12 protein-coding genes are annotated in these 15,750 nt (G+C 32.1%); 4 read left to right on the plus strand and 8 right to left on the minus strand.

Going from position 1 to position 15,750, the window contains the following annotated elements; all coding sequences use genetic code 11:
• Positions 1-43: 43 nt before the first annotated feature.
• The 4 genes from ACEWL1_RS06050 to argS form a co-directional block, all read right to left on the minus strand.
• On the minus strand, positions 44-670 hold the full coding sequence (locus tag ACEWL1_RS06050; protein WP_409232397.1) for a hypothetical protein: 627 nt from the start codon (positions 668-670) through the stop codon (positions 44-46).
• Positions 670-3,945, minus strand: coding sequence for a glycoside hydrolase family 2 TIM barrel-domain containing protein (locus ACEWL1_RS06055; protein WP_409232398.1), 3,276 nt, complete (start codon positions 3,943-3,945; stop codon positions 670-672). The genes ACEWL1_RS06050 and ACEWL1_RS06055 overlap by 1 nt, the downstream gene beginning before the upstream one ends.
• A gap of 81 nt (positions 3,946-4,026) precedes the next feature.
• Entirely contained in the window at positions 4,027-5,415 is a 1,389-nt protein-coding gene (gene lpdA / locus ACEWL1_RS06060; RefSeq protein WP_409232399.1) for a dihydrolipoyl dehydrogenase, read from the minus strand.
• 255 nt (positions 5,416-5,670) lie between these two features.
• Positions 5,671-7,446 (minus strand): arginine--tRNA ligase, encoded by a 1,776-nt coding sequence (gene argS, locus ACEWL1_RS06065; RefSeq protein ID WP_409232400.1) that lies wholly within the window; start codon positions 7,444-7,446, stop codon positions 5,671-5,673.
• Between the two features lie 124 nt (positions 7,447-7,570).
• Here argS and ACEWL1_RS06070 point away from each other — a divergent pair, with 124 nt between their 5' ends.
• Positions 7,571-8,095 carry a YkgJ family cysteine cluster protein gene (locus tag ACEWL1_RS06070; RefSeq protein ID WP_409232401.1) on the plus strand — a complete coding sequence of 175 codons (525 nt, stop codon included), beginning with the start codon at positions 7,571-7,573 and terminating at the stop codon, positions 8,093-8,095.
• 10 nt (positions 8,096-8,105) lie between these two features.
• Here the strand turns inward: ACEWL1_RS06070 and ACEWL1_RS06075 are convergent, their stop codons facing one another.
• The gene (locus tag ACEWL1_RS06075; RefSeq protein ID WP_347174637.1) at positions 8,106-8,333 is read right to left on the minus strand and encodes a hypothetical protein; all 228 of its coding nucleotides are present in this window, start codon (positions 8,331-8,333) and stop codon (positions 8,106-8,108) included.
• Between the two features lie 225 nt (positions 8,334-8,558).
• Here ACEWL1_RS06075 and ACEWL1_RS06080 point away from each other — a divergent pair, with 225 nt between their 5' ends.
• Positions 8,559-9,386, plus strand: coding sequence for a sterol desaturase family protein (locus ACEWL1_RS06080; RefSeq protein WP_409232402.1), 828 nt, complete (start codon positions 8,559-8,561; stop codon positions 9,384-9,386).
• A 3-nt stretch (positions 9,387-9,389) separates the two neighbouring features.
• Here the strand turns inward: ACEWL1_RS06080 and ACEWL1_RS06085 are convergent, their stop codons facing one another.
• Together ACEWL1_RS06085 and ACEWL1_RS06090 are read right to left on the minus strand one after the other, a co-directional pair.
• Positions 9,390-10,463, minus strand: a complete 1,074-nt coding sequence (locus ACEWL1_RS06085; protein WP_409232403.1) for a serine hydrolase domain-containing protein — start codon at positions 10,461-10,463, stop codon at positions 9,390-9,392.
• 1 nt (position 10,464) lies between these two features.
• Positions 10,465-11,667, minus strand: coding sequence for an exo-beta-N-acetylmuramidase NamZ family protein (locus ACEWL1_RS06090; RefSeq protein WP_409232404.1), 1,203 nt, complete (start codon positions 11,665-11,667; stop codon positions 10,465-10,467).
• A 4-nt stretch (positions 11,668-11,671) separates the two neighbouring features.
• Here ACEWL1_RS06090 and ACEWL1_RS06095 point away from each other — a divergent pair, with 4 nt between their 5' ends.
• Together ACEWL1_RS06095 and ACEWL1_RS06100 are read left to right on the plus strand one after the other, a co-directional pair.
• On the plus strand, positions 11,672-12,907 hold the full coding sequence (locus tag ACEWL1_RS06095; RefSeq protein ID WP_409233038.1) for an ABC transporter permease: 1,236 nt from the start codon (positions 11,672-11,674) through the stop codon (positions 12,905-12,907).
• 168 nt (positions 12,908-13,075) lie between these two features.
• Positions 13,076-14,434, plus strand: coding sequence for a pyridoxal-phosphate dependent enzyme (locus tag ACEWL1_RS06100; protein WP_409232405.1), 1,359 nt, complete (start codon positions 13,076-13,078; stop codon positions 14,432-14,434).
• Between the two features lie 422 nt (positions 14,435-14,856).
• On the opposite strand, the gene lipA is transcribed toward ACEWL1_RS06100, so the two are convergent.
• Positions 14,857-15,726: a lipoyl synthase gene (gene lipA / locus ACEWL1_RS06105; protein ID WP_409232406.1), complete on the minus strand. Its 870-nt coding sequence runs from the start codon at positions 15,724-15,726 to the stop codon at positions 14,857-14,859.
• Positions 15,727-15,750 lie beyond the last annotated feature (24 nt).

The following is a 15,750-nucleotide window of genomic DNA, read 5'->3' on the forward strand; positions in this document are numbered from 1 at the left end:
GGTTACGATTGAGAAATCTTTCAAAAGGATAACTGAAGTTATTTTAATTTTTTCCAGAAACAAAAACAGGATCGTTTATTTTTTTCTTTTTCACCCAAATACTCAATATAAAGTTGATTCCCATATGCAAAGCAACCAAACAAAGCACAGCGTATAACGGAACGCCTAAAAATTGATAGGGCCAAGAATAGGTCCAAACTCCTAAGTTTATGGTTATCACTTCTCCGTATGCCGGAAAAAATGCAGTAATAAAAACAGCTAACCAGGTTTTGTGACTCATCTTTTGTAGCCCTAGAGAATGAATTAACTTTGTTTCTAATACATAAATAAATCGAAATGCAAACATCCAAGCAAATGGCAACCAATAAGGTAATTGTCTGTTGTTTGTCAAATCGTGATATTCCCAATACCCATTAGATACACCCCAAATTTCTGCACAAATTCCAAGGATTCCCGTGATAACCATTCCTGCTATAAGAATCCAGTTTTTAGAAGTTGTATTAAAATAATTCTTGTATAAAAACACTAACAGGTAACAAAATAGCAACAAGCCAACCCAAAAATCGTATTCGTGAAAAATACCAATAATAATGCCCGGTATTGTTATTTTTACCAAAGCAATTAACAGCGCATTAAAAGTTTCTTTTTTCTGATTTTTGGTGAATGCCATTATTTAAATTGTTGCTGTAATTCTACAAATTTTTCTATTGTTCCGCTTGTAAACGGAATTAAATAAAAAGAATACGAATGTTTTTCAGCACTTTTCAATTGATATTTATTTTGCGGTTTTGAACCCCAGCTATCATCACCCCCTAAACCACGTTGTGCTAAATCGATATTTAACTGTACTAAATTTTGCTCTTTAATATCAGTAGTGTGCTTGCTAAAATTGGCGTTTTTATTTTCTTTAGAATAATCTAAATCATTGGTAATGTCAAAATCTTCATTTGGCATATGCAACGCAGAAATGCTCAATCCTTTTTGTGAAGGAGAAGAAATTAGTAGGCCGTTTGCTTCAGAATTCATCAATGCCATCCAACGTACCTCTGTTCTGTTTCCGTTTTCTTGCGGACGCACATATGGAACATAAAAATTAGAAACTGTCGATTTAAAAACATCTATAAAAGTAGACGATTTTCTGTCTTGATAATTTTCCCAAGGTCCACGACCATAATAGGTTACAGAGCTAAAACCTTTCGGAATTTGCATGCGCATTCCAATTCTTGGAATATCTCCTTTATACGTAGATTCGTTAAGTGTGTTTTCAATTTTCACAACACCATTTCCATTTACTGTATAAATAGTTGTATGAGTTGTTTTTACTGTTGGCAGTTGATAGTTTACAATAACTTGCATTACATTATTATCTAATTTTTTAAACTCAAAATTAGAAACTGTTGCATTTAGAGATGCATTTTTCCAACCTAAATTTCTTTCCTGCATTCTACTACCTAAATCATTATCTGTTGGTGCTCTCCAAAAATTAATTTGTGGCCCTTTTTTAGAATTTATATATTCTTGTTTCTTGAAAACATAAGAAGTAATATTTCCTTTCTTCTTGTCAAAAGCTACCTTTATGTAATTGTTAAAAATGGTAAAACTAGAGTTGTTTTCTGTAGATTTTAAATACCAACCATTGTCAACTTTAATTGCTTTTTTCTTGAATTTATCACTTAAATAGATTTGTTCTTTTGCTACTTCATAGTTTTTTGGTAACAAACTCCATTTGTTTTTTGTGGTTGCAGCAATTTCTAAAAAGTATTCTGTGTTTTCTTTAAAATTGATATCATTTAAAGAAATTAAAATGTCTTTATTCTCGTGAGCTTCTACATTAATATCGATTTGATTGATGGTTTTTAAAACAACACCATTTGCTTTAATTACTGCTTTAAAATCAAACTGATTTAAGTTTGTGAAATCGTATAAGTTTTCAATATTGATAATTTGCTCATTGGTATCATTTGTGCCAACATCTTTAAAATTGATGAATTCATGCGCTTTTTTAACTTCGTATAAAGCTGGTTGTGGCGTTCTGTCCGGAAACACAATCCCGTTATTTAAAAAAGTATTATCACTTGGCATATTTTCACCGAAATCTCCTCCATACGCATAAAAGCGTTCACCTTTTTTATTGGTTTTCCAAATGGCTTGATCTACCCAATCCCAAATAAAACCTCCTTGTAAATGATCGTGTTTTTCTATGATTTCCCAATAATCTGCAAAATTCCCTGTACTATTTCCCATCGAATGTGCATACTCACTCGGAATAAATGGTCGGTCGGTTTTTGTTTTTCCAATTCTTTCAAAAGTTGCTGGCGATGGATATTGCGGAACAATAATATCTGTGTTCCAATCCATATTAAACAAGTTATTATCAGATTTGTAAGTTCTTTCGTATTGAACGGGTCTTTTACTTTTGTCTAGTTTTTTGATAGCTTCATATCCATCATAAAAAACAATCCCATTTCCAGCTTCATTACCCATCGACCAAATAATTACGGATGGATGATTTTTATCACGCTCAACCATTCGTAACATTCTGTCAATATGCGCTTTTTTCCAATTCTCTTTTTTTGCCAAAGAATATTTTCCATAATACATTCCGTGCGATTCTATATTGGCCTCATCAACCACATAAATTCCGTACAAATCACATAATTCGTAAAAACGTCTTCCTCTTGGGTAATGCGCTAAACGAACAGCATTGATGTTGTTTTCTTTCCATAATTTAATGTCTTTTAACATTAATTCTTCACTCATTACATGACCAGTTTCTGGAGCTGCTTCATGCGCATTTACACCTTTTAACGTAATTCGTTGTCCGTTAACTAATAACAAACCATTTTTGATTTCAACTTTTCTAAAACCGATTTTTCGTTCTGTAATTTCAATTAAATTTTGACGAGCATCTTTAGTAATAATTCGTAAAGTATATAAATTAGGATGTTCTGCGCTCCATTTTTTTGGACTAATAACATTCGTTGAAAAACTTGAAGTTTTACGAAATTTTGGAGAAACCGCAGTGTTATTCTGTTGTTCTGCAATTAGATGATTATCTGCATCAAATAACTGGTAAGAAACAAAAAGTTCTTTATTATATTTTCCGTGATTTTGAAAATCTATGCTTACATCTAAAAACCCTTCAGTAAACGTATTGTCTAATGTTGCATGAATATCTATATCTTGAATTCTAACTTTTGGTTGCGCATAAATATATACATCTCGCTCAATACCGCTAATTCTCCAAAAATCTTGTGCTTCTAAATAACTTCCGTCTGTCCATCTAAAAATCTGAATTGCAATCGTGTTTTTTCCTTTTTTAGCAGCTTTAGTAATGTTAAACTCACTCGGTAATTTACTTCCTTGAGAATACCCAATATATCTGCCATTTAACCAAACAAATCCACCTGATTTTAACGCACCAATATGTAAGAAAATTTCTTTTTCTGTCCATGTACTATCAATTTCAAAGTCTCTGCGATACGAACCAACAGGATTGTATGTATGCGGAACTTTCCCTGGACTCTTCGGATAAATTTTATCTACCAATTCCATATCATCAGCAACCATTGCTTTGTAATCTAAAAACTCGTATTGATGATTTACATAAATGGGTGTACCAAAACCTTCAACTTCCCAATTAGACGGAACTTTAATCTCTTTCCAATCATTTAAAATAAAAGTTGGTTTCATAAAGTTTTTTGGTCTGTTCTCTGGGTTTTTCACCCAATTAAACTTCCAAATTCCGTTTAAAGATTTTTTATAATCAGGAGTGTTTTTTAGAAAATTTGCAAAAGTTGAAAACGAAGTAAAACTGGCATGTGCGTCTTCTTTATTTTCTGCTATTACTTGCTCATTTTCTATATAATGCCAAATATTTTTTTGTTGACTATATCCAACATTAAAAATTAAAAGAAAGAGTAGAAGCGAAGCGTGTTTTTTCATAAAAGATTATTGAAGTTTCAAATATAAAAAAACCGAAGCAGTAAAACTTCGGTTTTTGATAAATATATTTTTTCTAAAATCTTACAAATGAATCACTTCATCATACGCATCCGCAACAGCTTCCATCACTGCTTCACTCATTGTTGGATGTGGGTGAATTGTTTTTAGTACTTCATGTCCTGTAGTTTCTAGTTTTCTCCCTAAAACAGCTTCAGCAATCATGTCTGTAACTCCAGCACCAATCATATGACACCCTAACCATTCACCATATTTAGCATCAAAAATTACTTTTACAAATCCATCTGGTGTTCCAGCTGCTTTTGCTTTTCCAGAAGCAGAAAACGGGAATTTACCAACTTTTAATTCGTATCCAGCTTCCTTTGCTTGTTCTTCTGTCATTCCAACTGAAGCAATTTCTGGAGTTGCATAGGTACAACCAGGGATGTTTCCGTAATCAATTGCTTCAGTATCTAAGCCTGCAATTTTCTCTACACAAGTAATTCCTTCTGCTGATGCAACGTGTGCCAATGCTGGCCCAGGAACTACATCACCAATTGCATAGTAACCAGGTAAATTAGTTTGGTAAAAATCGTTTACTAAAATTTTATCTCTATCCGTTACAATTCCAACATCTTCCAATCCGATGTTTTCAATATTTGTTTTAATTCCGACTGCTGATAAAACGATATCCGCTTCTAGAATTTCTTCTCCTTTTTTAGTTTTTACAGTTGCTTTTACGCCTTTACCAGAAACATCAACAGACTCTACAGAAGAATTTGTCATCACTTTAATTCCTGCTTTCTTAATAGAGCGTTCAAATTGTTTAGAAACGTCTTTGTCTTCTAACGGAACTACATTTGGCAAAAACTCTACAATAGTTACATCGGTTCCCATTGAATTATAAAAATGCGCAAATTCAACTCCAATAGCTCCAGAACCTACAACAATCATAGATTTTGGTTGTGTTGGTAAACTCATTGCTTCTCTATAACCAATTACTTTTTTACCATCTTGTGGTAAGTTTGGCAATTCTCTAGAACGCGCTCCAGTTGCAATAATAATATGATCAGCAGCATATTCTGTTACTTTTCCGTCAGCGTCAGTAACAGCTACTTTTTTACCTGTTTTTATCTTTCCAAAACCGTCAATAATATCGATTTTGTTTTTCTTCATTAAAAAAGCAACACCTTTACTCATTCCTTCTGCAACACCACGACTTCTTTTAATAACTGCTTCAAAGTCTTTATCAATTGCTTCTGCTTTTAAACCATAAGCATCAACATGTTTTAAATAATCATACACTTGTGCAGATTTTAACAATGCTTTTGTTGGAATACAACCCCAATTTAAACAGATTCCTCCTAAGTTTTCTTTTTCAACTACAGCAACTTTAAAGCCTAATTGTGAAGCTCTAATTGCTGTAACATAACCTCCAGGTCCACTTCCTATAATAATGATGTCGTATTTCATGTTTCTTTATTTAATGATTTAAAATTAAAAGATTCAATAAGTTTTCAATCTTTTAATTCTTTAATTTTTGAATTCTTTGGGCGTTCGAGCGGCTTTCACTACTCGCTTTTTTTCGTTTTGTTCTCGATACATCACGCTAAAGCGTGACACTCGAACTGACAACTAAAAAAGAGCTCAAACATACCGTTCAATCCCTAACGCTGGCAAATTTACTAACTTTTGTGCTTACTGCCAACTGCAACTGTTTACTAATTTCTACATTCTCTCAGGAACGTTAATTCCCAATAAGGTAAAAGCAGATTTGATGATATCACTTACCTTTTTTGATAATTGTACTCGAATTATTTTTTTATCTTGATTTTCTTCACCTAAAATAGATACATTTTGATAGAAAGAATTGAACTCTTTTACCAAATCATACGTGTAATTTGCAATGATTGCTGGCGAATGGTTTGCAGCTGCTTGCTGAATGATTTCAGGGTAATTTTCAATAATTTTTATCAATTCTTTTTCCTTTGGATGCAATTCTAAATCAGTTGTTTTTTTAGAAAAATCAAACGTAGCTTTTCTTAAAATCGACTGAATTCTTGCATAGGTATATTGAATAAAAGGGCCTGTGTTTCCTTGAAAATCTACCGATTCTTTTGGGTCAAATAAAATACGCTTTCTAGGATCTACTTTTAAAATATAATATTTCAGCGCTCCTAATCCGATTGTATTGTACAAAGCTTCCTTTTCTTCTTCAGAATAGCCTTCTAATTTCCCTAATTCTTGCGATAAACTTCTTGCAGTATCTGTCATTTCAACCATCAATTCATCAGCATCTACAACGGTTCCTTCTCTAGATTTCATTTTTCCAGAAGGTAAATCTACCATTCCGTAACTCAAATGATACAATTGATCTGCCCAAGAATATCCTAATTTTTGTAAGATTAAAAACAATACTTTAAAATGATATTCTTGCTCATTTCCAACCGTATACACCATTCCGTTTACATCTGGATAATCTTTAGAACGTTGTACGGCAGTTCCAATATCTTGCGTCATATACACCGCTGTTCCGTCAGAACGCAATACAATTTTTTCGTCCAATCCGTCTTCGGTTAAATCAATCCAAACAGAACCGTCTTGTTTTTTATAGAAAACGCCATTTTTCAACCCTTCTTCAATATTATCTTTTCCTAATAAATACGTTTTGCTTTCGTAATAATACGAATCAAAATCTACCCCTAAATTTTTATAAGTAGTGTCAAAACCTGCATATACCCACGCATTCATTGTTTTCCAAAGTGCAACAATTTCTTCATCGCCAGCTTCCCATTTTTGTAGCATTTCTTGAGCTTCTAGCAACAACGGAGCTTGTTTTTTTGCGTCTTCTTCAGATACTCCTGAAGCTATTAAATTGGTAATTTCTTTTTTATATTCTTGGTCAAATTTTACATAATAATTACCAACCAATTTGTCGCCTTTTAATCCTGTTGAAGTTGGTGTTTCTCCATTACCGAATTTTTGCCAAGCCAACATCGACTTACAAATATGGATTCCTCTATCATTAATAATCTGAGTTTTATACACTTTTTTTCCGGATGCTTTTAAAATTTCAGCAACAGAATAGCCTAATAAATTATTACGAACATGTCCTAAATGCAATGGTTTGTTGGTGTTTGGTGAAGAATATTCTACCAAAACTGCATCGTTTTCTGAGGGCGTTACAAATCCGAAAGTTGCATTGTTATAAATGGTATCAAATGATTTTAAATATAATGAGTCATCAATCACCAAATTTAAAAACCCTTTTACTACGTTAAAACGAGTTACTTCTTGCACGTTTTCTACAATGTAATTTCCTAAATCGTTTCCAATCTGAACTGGATTTCCTTTCTTGTATCGCAACATTGGAAAAACAACTACTGTAATATCTCCTTCAAATTCTTTACGTGTTGCTTGAAATTCTACAGATGGAATTTCGGCATCATATAAAGTTAAAAATCCTTTTTTTACTGCAGCTTCTATATGGTTTTGAATACTCATTGGTTTCTTAAAATTGAAGTGCAAAATTACATATTTTATTTCATTTTTTCTTTCAAATTTTAAAGATGAAAATTTAAAGGCTTCTTCTTATAAATACCCTTATTTTTGTATTTGTATGAAAGACATGAATAAACGTTTAGAAGAACTGCCAAAATTAGCCCAGGAAGCAAAAAAAGAGAGTAAAAAGTATTTTTTAAATCTAAAGAAAAGAACACCTAAAAATTTAGATTATGTAATGCAAGAATTACATGATGCTGAGTTTAAGAAAACAGATTGCTTGTCTTGTGGTAACTGTTGTAAAACTACGAGTCCGATTTTTACCGAGAAAGATGTAGAGCGAATCGCAAAGCATTTAAAAATGAAAGTTGCCAACTTTGAAAGTCAATACTTAGAACGAGACGAAGATGATTTTATGGTTTTAAAATCTGCGCCATGTACATTTTTTGATGAAAAAGACAATACGTGTTTTATATACGATGTGCGTCCAAAAGCCTGTTCAGAATATCCGCATACCAACCGAAAAAAGTTTATTCAGCTAGCAGATTTAACCTTAAGTAATACCGAAGTTTGTCCTGCTGCTTATGCTATTGTAGAAGAATTAAAGAAACGTTTGCCTTTAGTGTCAAAAGTTAAAAAAAGAAGAAGTTAGGGTGTGCTTATTAAGAACTTGTAGGTTTTCCTTTTAAGCGCTTTTCTACTTTTTGTTTTATCAAAGTTAATTCTTTCATTAGGTCCATAATAGCGGGGTCTTTTTCTTCTTTATAGATTTCATTTAGCCCTAATATTAATTCTTTAGCTTCTCTTGAAATAATTATTCTTTGATTTGTAGTTAATGCTTTTAAGCTTGTTTCTTTGAATTTTATAGCTCTTTCTATCACCGTGCTCATTGTTTTCTGAAATTTTATAGTTACTTAATTCTACTTTAACTTTAGATTACGCAAATCTAGTTTTTTGTAGTGTAAAATCAACCTAATTAGGTAAATTTCCCAAGTATTTCAGTAAACATACAAAATGTTTCATAAACTTTATAAAAAAAAATCGAAATTTTACATCAAATTTATGATAGCTATAGAGTTGTTTAATTTTCTTATTTTTAGTGAAAATATATTTCTTTGGAAACAATCATACACTATTTCGATACCATTCCGTCTTTACACAGAAGTTTACTACTTGTTGGCGGAATTATTTTATTTTGGATTTTAGAAGGAGCATTGCCGCTTTTTAAATTCAACTATAAAAAATGGAAACACGCTTTTCCTAACTTATTTTTTACTGCAACAACCATTGTAATTAATTTTTCGTTGGCTTTTTTGCTGTTGCAATCTGCGGATTGGGTGCAGACCAATAATTTCGGAATTATCAATTGGTTACCTGCAATGCCATTATGGCTGTATGTGGTTTTAGGAGTTGTATTGTTGGATTTTTTCGGAGCGTATTTGGCGCATTTTGTTGAACATAAAATAAAACCTTTATGGATGATTCATTTGGTGCATCATACAGATCATAAAGTAGATACAACAACAGCAAATAGACATCATCCGTTAGAAAGTATGATTCGTTTTGCGTTTACGTTATTTGGTGTTTTTGTAGTTGGTGCTCCAATTGCAATTGTAATGATTTACCAATCGATGTCGTTAATTTTCACACAGTTTACACACGCAAATATAAAAATGAATAAAAGGGTTGATAAAGTGTTGAGCTATTTTATTATTTCTCCTGATATGCATAAAATTCATCATCATCATATGTTACCATTTACAGATTCTAATTACGGAAATATTTTTTCTCTTTGGGACAGAATTTTTGGAACCTATAGGTATTTAGATCGCGAAAAAATTGTGTACGGAGTTGATACTTTTCCGGATGAAAAATTAAACTCCTCTTTAATGGAATTATTAAAACAACCTTTTCAAGGATATCGGAAACCAACAAATACGTGATTTTTATTCAATAAAAACAGCTTCCAATTCACTAACTATTTTTCTAATATTGACACTCGATAAATTGGTTAAAATAGAAATTACCAACTCTTTTTCTGGATACATTAATAAATAGGCAGTTGCGCCCATTCCGCCACCAGAATGACTATAGCGTAACGTGTTATTTTTTACGTTTGCTACGCCAATTCCGATTCCGTATTTGGTGTTTTTCCCTGCTGTGGTTTGCTGTGGTTTTACCAATTCTGCAATAACAGTTTTAGAAACTGTTTTCGGATTTAAAATCTCATTTCCAAATAGAATTAAATCTTCTGAAGTAGAAACAAACCCGCCACCAGCAGCTTTAAATTCATTACTAACAGCTGGACCAATTTTTATTTTTCCGTTCTCTTTTACGTAAAACAACGTTCTGTTTGGCATTTCTTTATCAGAATAACCTAACGAGGTGTTTTTCATTTGTAAAGGAGAAAAAACAACTTTTTTCATGTATTCATTATAATCTTCTCCAGCAGCATTCTGAACAACTACACTTAATAAATTCCAACCATACGTACTGTATTTATAGTTTGTTCCAGGTTCAAATTCTAAAGAATCATTTTTAAAAATATCTAAACCTTCTACAATGGACATTTTTTTATTTAATAGAAATTCATTTCCATTATAATGTCTAATTCCGGCAATATGACCACCAATTTGTCTTACTGTAAAATCGTATTTCTTTTTAGGAAAATCTGGAACATACGTATACAAACTAGCATCAAAATCTAACTTATTATCATCAACCAATTTTGCCATTGCCAATGCAGTTAATGTTTTAGAAATACTTGCAACTCTAAACTGTGTGGTTCTTGCGTTTACTTTCTTTTTGGAAGCAACATCAGCAAAACCAAAACCTTCTGACCAAATCATTTTTCCTTTTTGAGAAACAGAAATTGACATCCCTGGAATTTGTTCTGATTTTAAAAATTTCTCAGCAACTTCTTTTGCTGCGTTTATTTTTTCTTGATGAGGATTTTGCGCAGTATTACAAGAATTAATAATAAATAGGACTCCGAATAGTAAAAGATTTATTTTTTTCATGTTAGTTGTAGATTAAATAGTTAGCTCTTGTTTTTTTAAAGTCTGACAATCCTTTTTGCCAAGATTTTCTAATTTCTTTTTCTGAGACTCCAGTTTCAATTTGTTCACGAAGTTTTTTTGTTCCTGCAAGTTTTGTGAAAAATGAATTAAAAAAACTTCCAGCAGTATGAGTTTGATTATTGGCTTTTATCAACCAGCTTAAATTAAGTTGGCTTAATTTTTTTGTGTTTCTTAAATCTTCACCAAAGCATTTTTTGTTTCTATGTTTTGGGTTTTTTGCTCCTTCGTTAGATTGAGGTGTAAAATGAAATGCTGTTCTTTCTAAATAAGGTGAACCATAAATTTGGAATTGCATTTCTGTTCCACGTCCTGCTGAAACAGAAGTTCCTTCAAAAAAGCATAAGCTTGGGTATAAATTAATAGCTTGGTCATTAGGTAAATTTGGTGACGGTTTTATGGGCAAGCTGTAGGTGGAATTGTGTGTGTAGTTTTTTAACGGAATTACAGTTAAATCACATTGAATTCCGTTTTTTAGCCATTTTTCTCCATTTATCATTTGTCCGTATTCCCCAATGGTCATTCCATATACTACCGGAACAGGGTGCATTCCCACAAAACTTGTCTGCTCCATTTCTAAAATGGGTCCATCAATATAATGTCCGTTTGGATTTGGCCTGTCTAAAACTATAACAGGAATTCCAGATTCTGCAGCAGCTTCCATCACATAATGTAACGAAGAAATATAGGTGTAAAAACGAGCACCAACATCTTGAATATCAAAAACAATCACCTCAATTCCTTTTAATTGTTCAACGGATGGTTTTTTGTTTTTTCCATAGAGCGAAATAATTGGTAAACCAGTTTTGGTGTCAAATCCGTCTTTTACAAGTTCGCCAGCATCAGCTTTTCCTCTAAAACCGTGTTCTGGAGCAAATACTTTTTTAATGTTGATGTTTAAAGAAAGTAAACTATCAACTAAATGTACAAACTCTCTTTTCTCTTTTCTCTTTTCTCTTTTCTCAATAACGGATGTTTGGTTTGCAACAACAGCAATGTTTTTTCCTTCTAATAAGTTTAAATACAATTCTGTTTGCTCAGCGGCGACTTTAATTTCTGTTGATTCTTGCGCACAAGAAGTCAAGGGAAAACAAATGCCTAAAAATAAGATTAAATATGTACTTTTGAAACGAACTAATGGAATCATAAAATTGAATTACGAGTTATTTATTGCCAAACGTATTATTGCTGGTAAAGAGTATAAAAATAGCATTTCATCTCCAATAATAAAAATTGCGATCACTGCAATTGCATTAGGAATCATTATTATGATGATTTCTGTTGCAACCGGAAGTGGGATGCAACATAAAATTAGAGATAAAATTTCTGGTTTTAAAGGTCATATTCAAATTACAAATTATGATGACAATAACTCAGAAGTTTCTATAACTCCGATTGATAAAAACCAAGGTTTTTATCCTGAATTTCAAAATATTGATGGCATTAAAAACGTGCAAATTTTTGCAAACAAAGCAGGGTTGATAAGAACTGCAACCGATTTTGAAGGTGTTGTTTTTAAAGGAGTTTCTACAGATTACGATTGGTCTTTCTTTACAGAATATTTGGTTGAAGGAACGTTGCCAAATTTTAATCAGCAAAGAGTTAGAGACGTTTTATTATCTAAAACATTGGTTAATAGATTGAACTTAAAGTTGAATGATACCATCAATGTGTTTTTTTTAAAATCAACCAAAAATAAATTACCAAGCAGGTATAAATTGGTCGTAGTCGGAATTTACGATACTGGTTTTAATCAGTTTGATAAAAATATGATGATTGGCGATATTAAAGAAATTCAACGTTTAAATAAATGGGAAGACAATCAAATTGGCGGATTTGAAGTATTGATTGATAATTTTGACGATATCAAGCTCAAAGGAGACGAAGTATATGCAGCAATCGGATCTACCCTAAACAGCAATACCATTGAAGATAATTATCAATTTATTTTTGAATGGATAGAATTGTTTGATAATAATGTGTGGTTTATCATCGGAATTATGATTTTAGTTGCTAGTATTAATATGATTACTGCTTTGTTGGTTTTGATTTTAGAACGTGTGCAAATGGTCGGAATTTTAAAAGCATTAGGAAGTGATAATTGGAGCATCCGTAAAATCTTTTTATACAACGCTAGTTATTTAATTTTAAAAGGATTGTTTTGGGGGAATTTAATAGGGATTACGTTCTTAGTTTTACAACAACAATTTGGATTTATCACGCTAGATCCAACAACCTATTATGTTTCTACAGTTCCTGTTGATATCAATGTTTTTGCAATTTTAGCATTAAATATCGGTACATTAATCCTGTGTTTTTTAATGTTGATTATTCCTTCTTACATCATCACAAAAATAAATCCGTCTAAATCTATTCAGTTTGCATAAATCTGTTCTTTTTAAAACAGATGTCTTATTAAATCATTTCTCTTAAATATTTTGTTTCTTTGCACATTAATTTAAGAAGATGAAACTTCCATAACGAGAGTTTAGTACCATACGGAATGACTACTTGGAAGCTACATGTGACTAATAAAAGATAAGTAAAATAGATACATGAAATACGCAAAAAATATATTAGAAACCATTGGTAATACACCTTTAGTTCAATTAAATTCAGTAGCAAAAGAAGTAGATGCTTTGGTGTTGGCTAAAGTAGAAACCTTTAATCCAGGAAATTCTGTAAAAGATAGAATGGCGTTAAAAATGGTTGAAGATGCAGAAGCTGACGGAAGGTTAAAGCCAGGCGGAACAATCATTGAAGGAACTTCTGGAAATACAGGAATGGGATTGGCTTTGGCTGCAATCATAAAAGGTTACAAATGTATTTTTGTGATTTCTGACAAACAATCAAAAGAGAAAATGGATATTTTACGTGCAGTTGGGGCAGAAGTAGTTGTGTGTCCAACCAACGTAGAGCCAGACGATCCACGTTCTTATTATTCAGTTTCTAAACGATTAGGAGCAGAAACGCCAAATTCTTGGTATGTAAATCAATATGACAATCCAAGTAACGCTTTGGCGCATTATGAGCAAACTGGACCAGAAATTTGGGAACAAACAGAAGGAAAAATTACTCATTTTGTGGTTGGAGTAGGAACTGGAGGAACGATTTCAGGAATCGGAAAATATTTAAAAGAAAAGAACCCAAATATTAAAATTTGGGGAATTGATACCTATGGATCGGTATTTAAAAAATATCACGAAACTGGTGTTTTTGATGAAAATGAAATTTATCCGTACATCACAGAAGGAATTGGAGAAGATATTTTGCCAAAAAATGTTGACTTTTCTATCATAGACGGATTTACGAAAGTAACTGATAAAGATGCCGCTGTTTATACACGTAAAATTGCAAAAGAAGAAGGAATTTTTGTTGGGAATTCTGCGGGTTCTGCCATCAAAGGATTGTTGCAATTAAAAGAACATTTTACAAAGGACGATGTTGTGGTGGTTTTATTCCACGATCACGGAAGTAGATATGTTGGAAAAATGTTTAACGACGAATGGATGCGTGAACGCGGATTTTTAGAAGAAGAAATTACAACGGCTGCAGATTTAATTAAAAACCATGCAGACAAACCATTAGTTTCGGTAAAAACAGAAGAATTGGTTTCGCATGCTATTGAGCGCATGAAGGAATTTAAAATTTCACAAATTCCGGTGGAAGATGTAAACGGATTTGTAGGTTCTTTAGATGAAACTGATTTATTAAGAAGTTATTTACAAGACACTAATATTGCCGATAAACCAATAAAAGAAGTAATGGGAGCGAAGTATCCTGTTGTAAAAATGTCTGCATCAATTGTAGAAGTTTCTAAGTTGATTACCAAAGAAAATCAAGCGGTTTTAGTAGCTTTAGAAAACGGAAAATATAGTATTATTACAAAACACGATATTATCAATGCTATTTAATTAGGATTTAATATAAATTAAAAAAACCACTTCAAACGAAGTGGTTTTTTTTTCAACTAATTCAAATAATTTACACAATGAAAACAAGTCTCTCACCTTTGTTTTCATTTTTCTATTTTGCAAATCTTATGCCAAAATGAATATTTCTTTGAAAAAAAGTTAAATAAATGTGATTTTTACATTTAATTAACATTTAAATTCAAATAATTAATAAATACACAAGGTTTTTACAGAATCTATTAAGGATAATACAATGAACTCTGCACGTTTTTACGAAAATGAAAAAAAGCAAAGGGTATATTTCTTGTTTGTACGAGTAGAGTCGAGAATTAAGTAGACTTTTTAGGTTAATTTATCTCGACTCCGCTCGATAAGACATCTTGGAGTTTTTATATTTTACTAAATATATTGGCTTTTAAAAACTAACTAGCGTGTTTGTGTGCCTTGTAAGAAGAGCGCACTAAAGCACCACTTTCTACGTACATAAAGCCCATTTCTAATCCTAGTGTTTCGTATTTTTTAAATTGATCTGGAGTGATAAATTCTTTTACTGGTAAATGTTTTTTACTTGGTTGTAAATATTGTCCAATGGTAATTACATCCAAACCAACATTGCGTAAGTCTTTCATGGTCTGAATTACTTCTTCTTCAGTTTCTCCCAAACCTAACATAATTCCAGATTTGGTACGCATACCGTTTTCTTTCAAGTATTTTAAAACACCTAAACTTCTTTCGTATTTAGCCTGAATTCGAACTTCTCTTGTTAATCTTTTAACAGTTTCCATATTATGAGAAACGACTTCTGGCGCAACTTTAATTATTCTATCAATCTGTTTTTCGTTTCCTTGAAAATCAGGAATCAAGGTTTCTAAAGTTGTACCTGGATTTGCTCTACGAACCGCATTTACAGTTTCTGCCCAAATAATAGAACCACCATCTTTTAAATCATCTCTATCAACAGAAGTTAAAACAGCATGTTTAATGCTCATTAATTTTATTGAGCGCGCCACTTTTTCTGGTTCGTCCCATTCTACTGTTTCAGGTCTTCCGGTTTTTACACCACAAAATCCACAAGAACGCGTACAAATATTACCTAAAATCATAAAAGTAGCAGTTCCTTCGCCCCAACATTCTCCCATGTTCGGACAACTTCCACTTGTACAAATAGTGTTTAATTTATATTTATCAACCAACGCTCGAAGGTCTGTGTATTTTTTACCAACTGGCAATTTTACACGCAACCATTTAGGTTTTTTTACTTTTTCTGGAATAATTGCTGATTCGTTTATCATGAAAAATAAATATTGAGATGCAAA

Origin of the sequence: Polaribacter gochangensis, assembly GCF_046224025.1 — a bacterium.
GTDB classification, from domain to species: domain Bacteria; phylum Bacteroidota; class Bacteroidia; order Flavobacteriales; family Flavobacteriaceae; genus Polaribacter; species Polaribacter gochangensis.

What these genes read in the sequence shown, in the direction of transcription:
- ACEWL1_RS06075 (WP_347174637.1), bottom strand. Translation starts at nt 8,333, where the DNA reads ATGAGCACGGTGATAGAAAGAGCTATAAAATTCAAAGAAACAAGCTTA.
- argS (WP_409232400.1), bottom strand. Translation starts at nt 7,446, where the DNA reads ATGAGTATTCAAAACCATATAGAAGCTGCAGTAAAAAAAGGATTTTTA.
- ACEWL1_RS06090 (WP_409232404.1), bottom strand. Translation starts at nt 11,667, where the DNA reads ATGATTCCATTAGTTCGTTTCAAAAGTACATATTTAATCTTATTTTTA.
- ACEWL1_RS06085 (WP_409232403.1), bottom strand. Translation starts at nt 10,463, where the DNA reads ATGAAAAAAATAAATCTTTTACTATTCGGAGTCCTATTTATTATTAAT.
- ACEWL1_RS06050 (WP_409232397.1), bottom strand. Translation starts at nt 670, where the DNA reads ATGGCATTCACCAAAAATCAGAAAAAAGAAACTTTTAATGCGCTGTTA.
- ACEWL1_RS06070 (WP_409232401.1), top strand. Translation starts at nt 7,571, where the DNA reads ATGAATAAACGTTTAGAAGAACTGCCAAAATTAGCCCAGGAAGCAAAA.
- ACEWL1_RS06100 (WP_409232405.1), top strand. Translation starts at nt 13,076, where the DNA reads ATGAAATACGCAAAAAATATATTAGAAACCATTGGTAATACACCTTTA.
- ACEWL1_RS06055 (WP_409232398.1), bottom strand. Translation starts at nt 3,945, where the DNA reads ATGAAAAAACACGCTTCGCTTCTACTCTTTCTTTTAATTTTTAATGTT.
- lipA (WP_409232406.1), bottom strand. Translation starts at nt 15,726, where the DNA reads ATGATAAACGAATCAGCAATTATTCCAGAAAAAGTAAAAAAACCTAAA.
- lpdA (WP_409232399.1), bottom strand. Translation starts at nt 5,415, where the DNA reads ATGAAATACGACATCATTATTATAGGAAGTGGACCTGGAGGTTATGTT.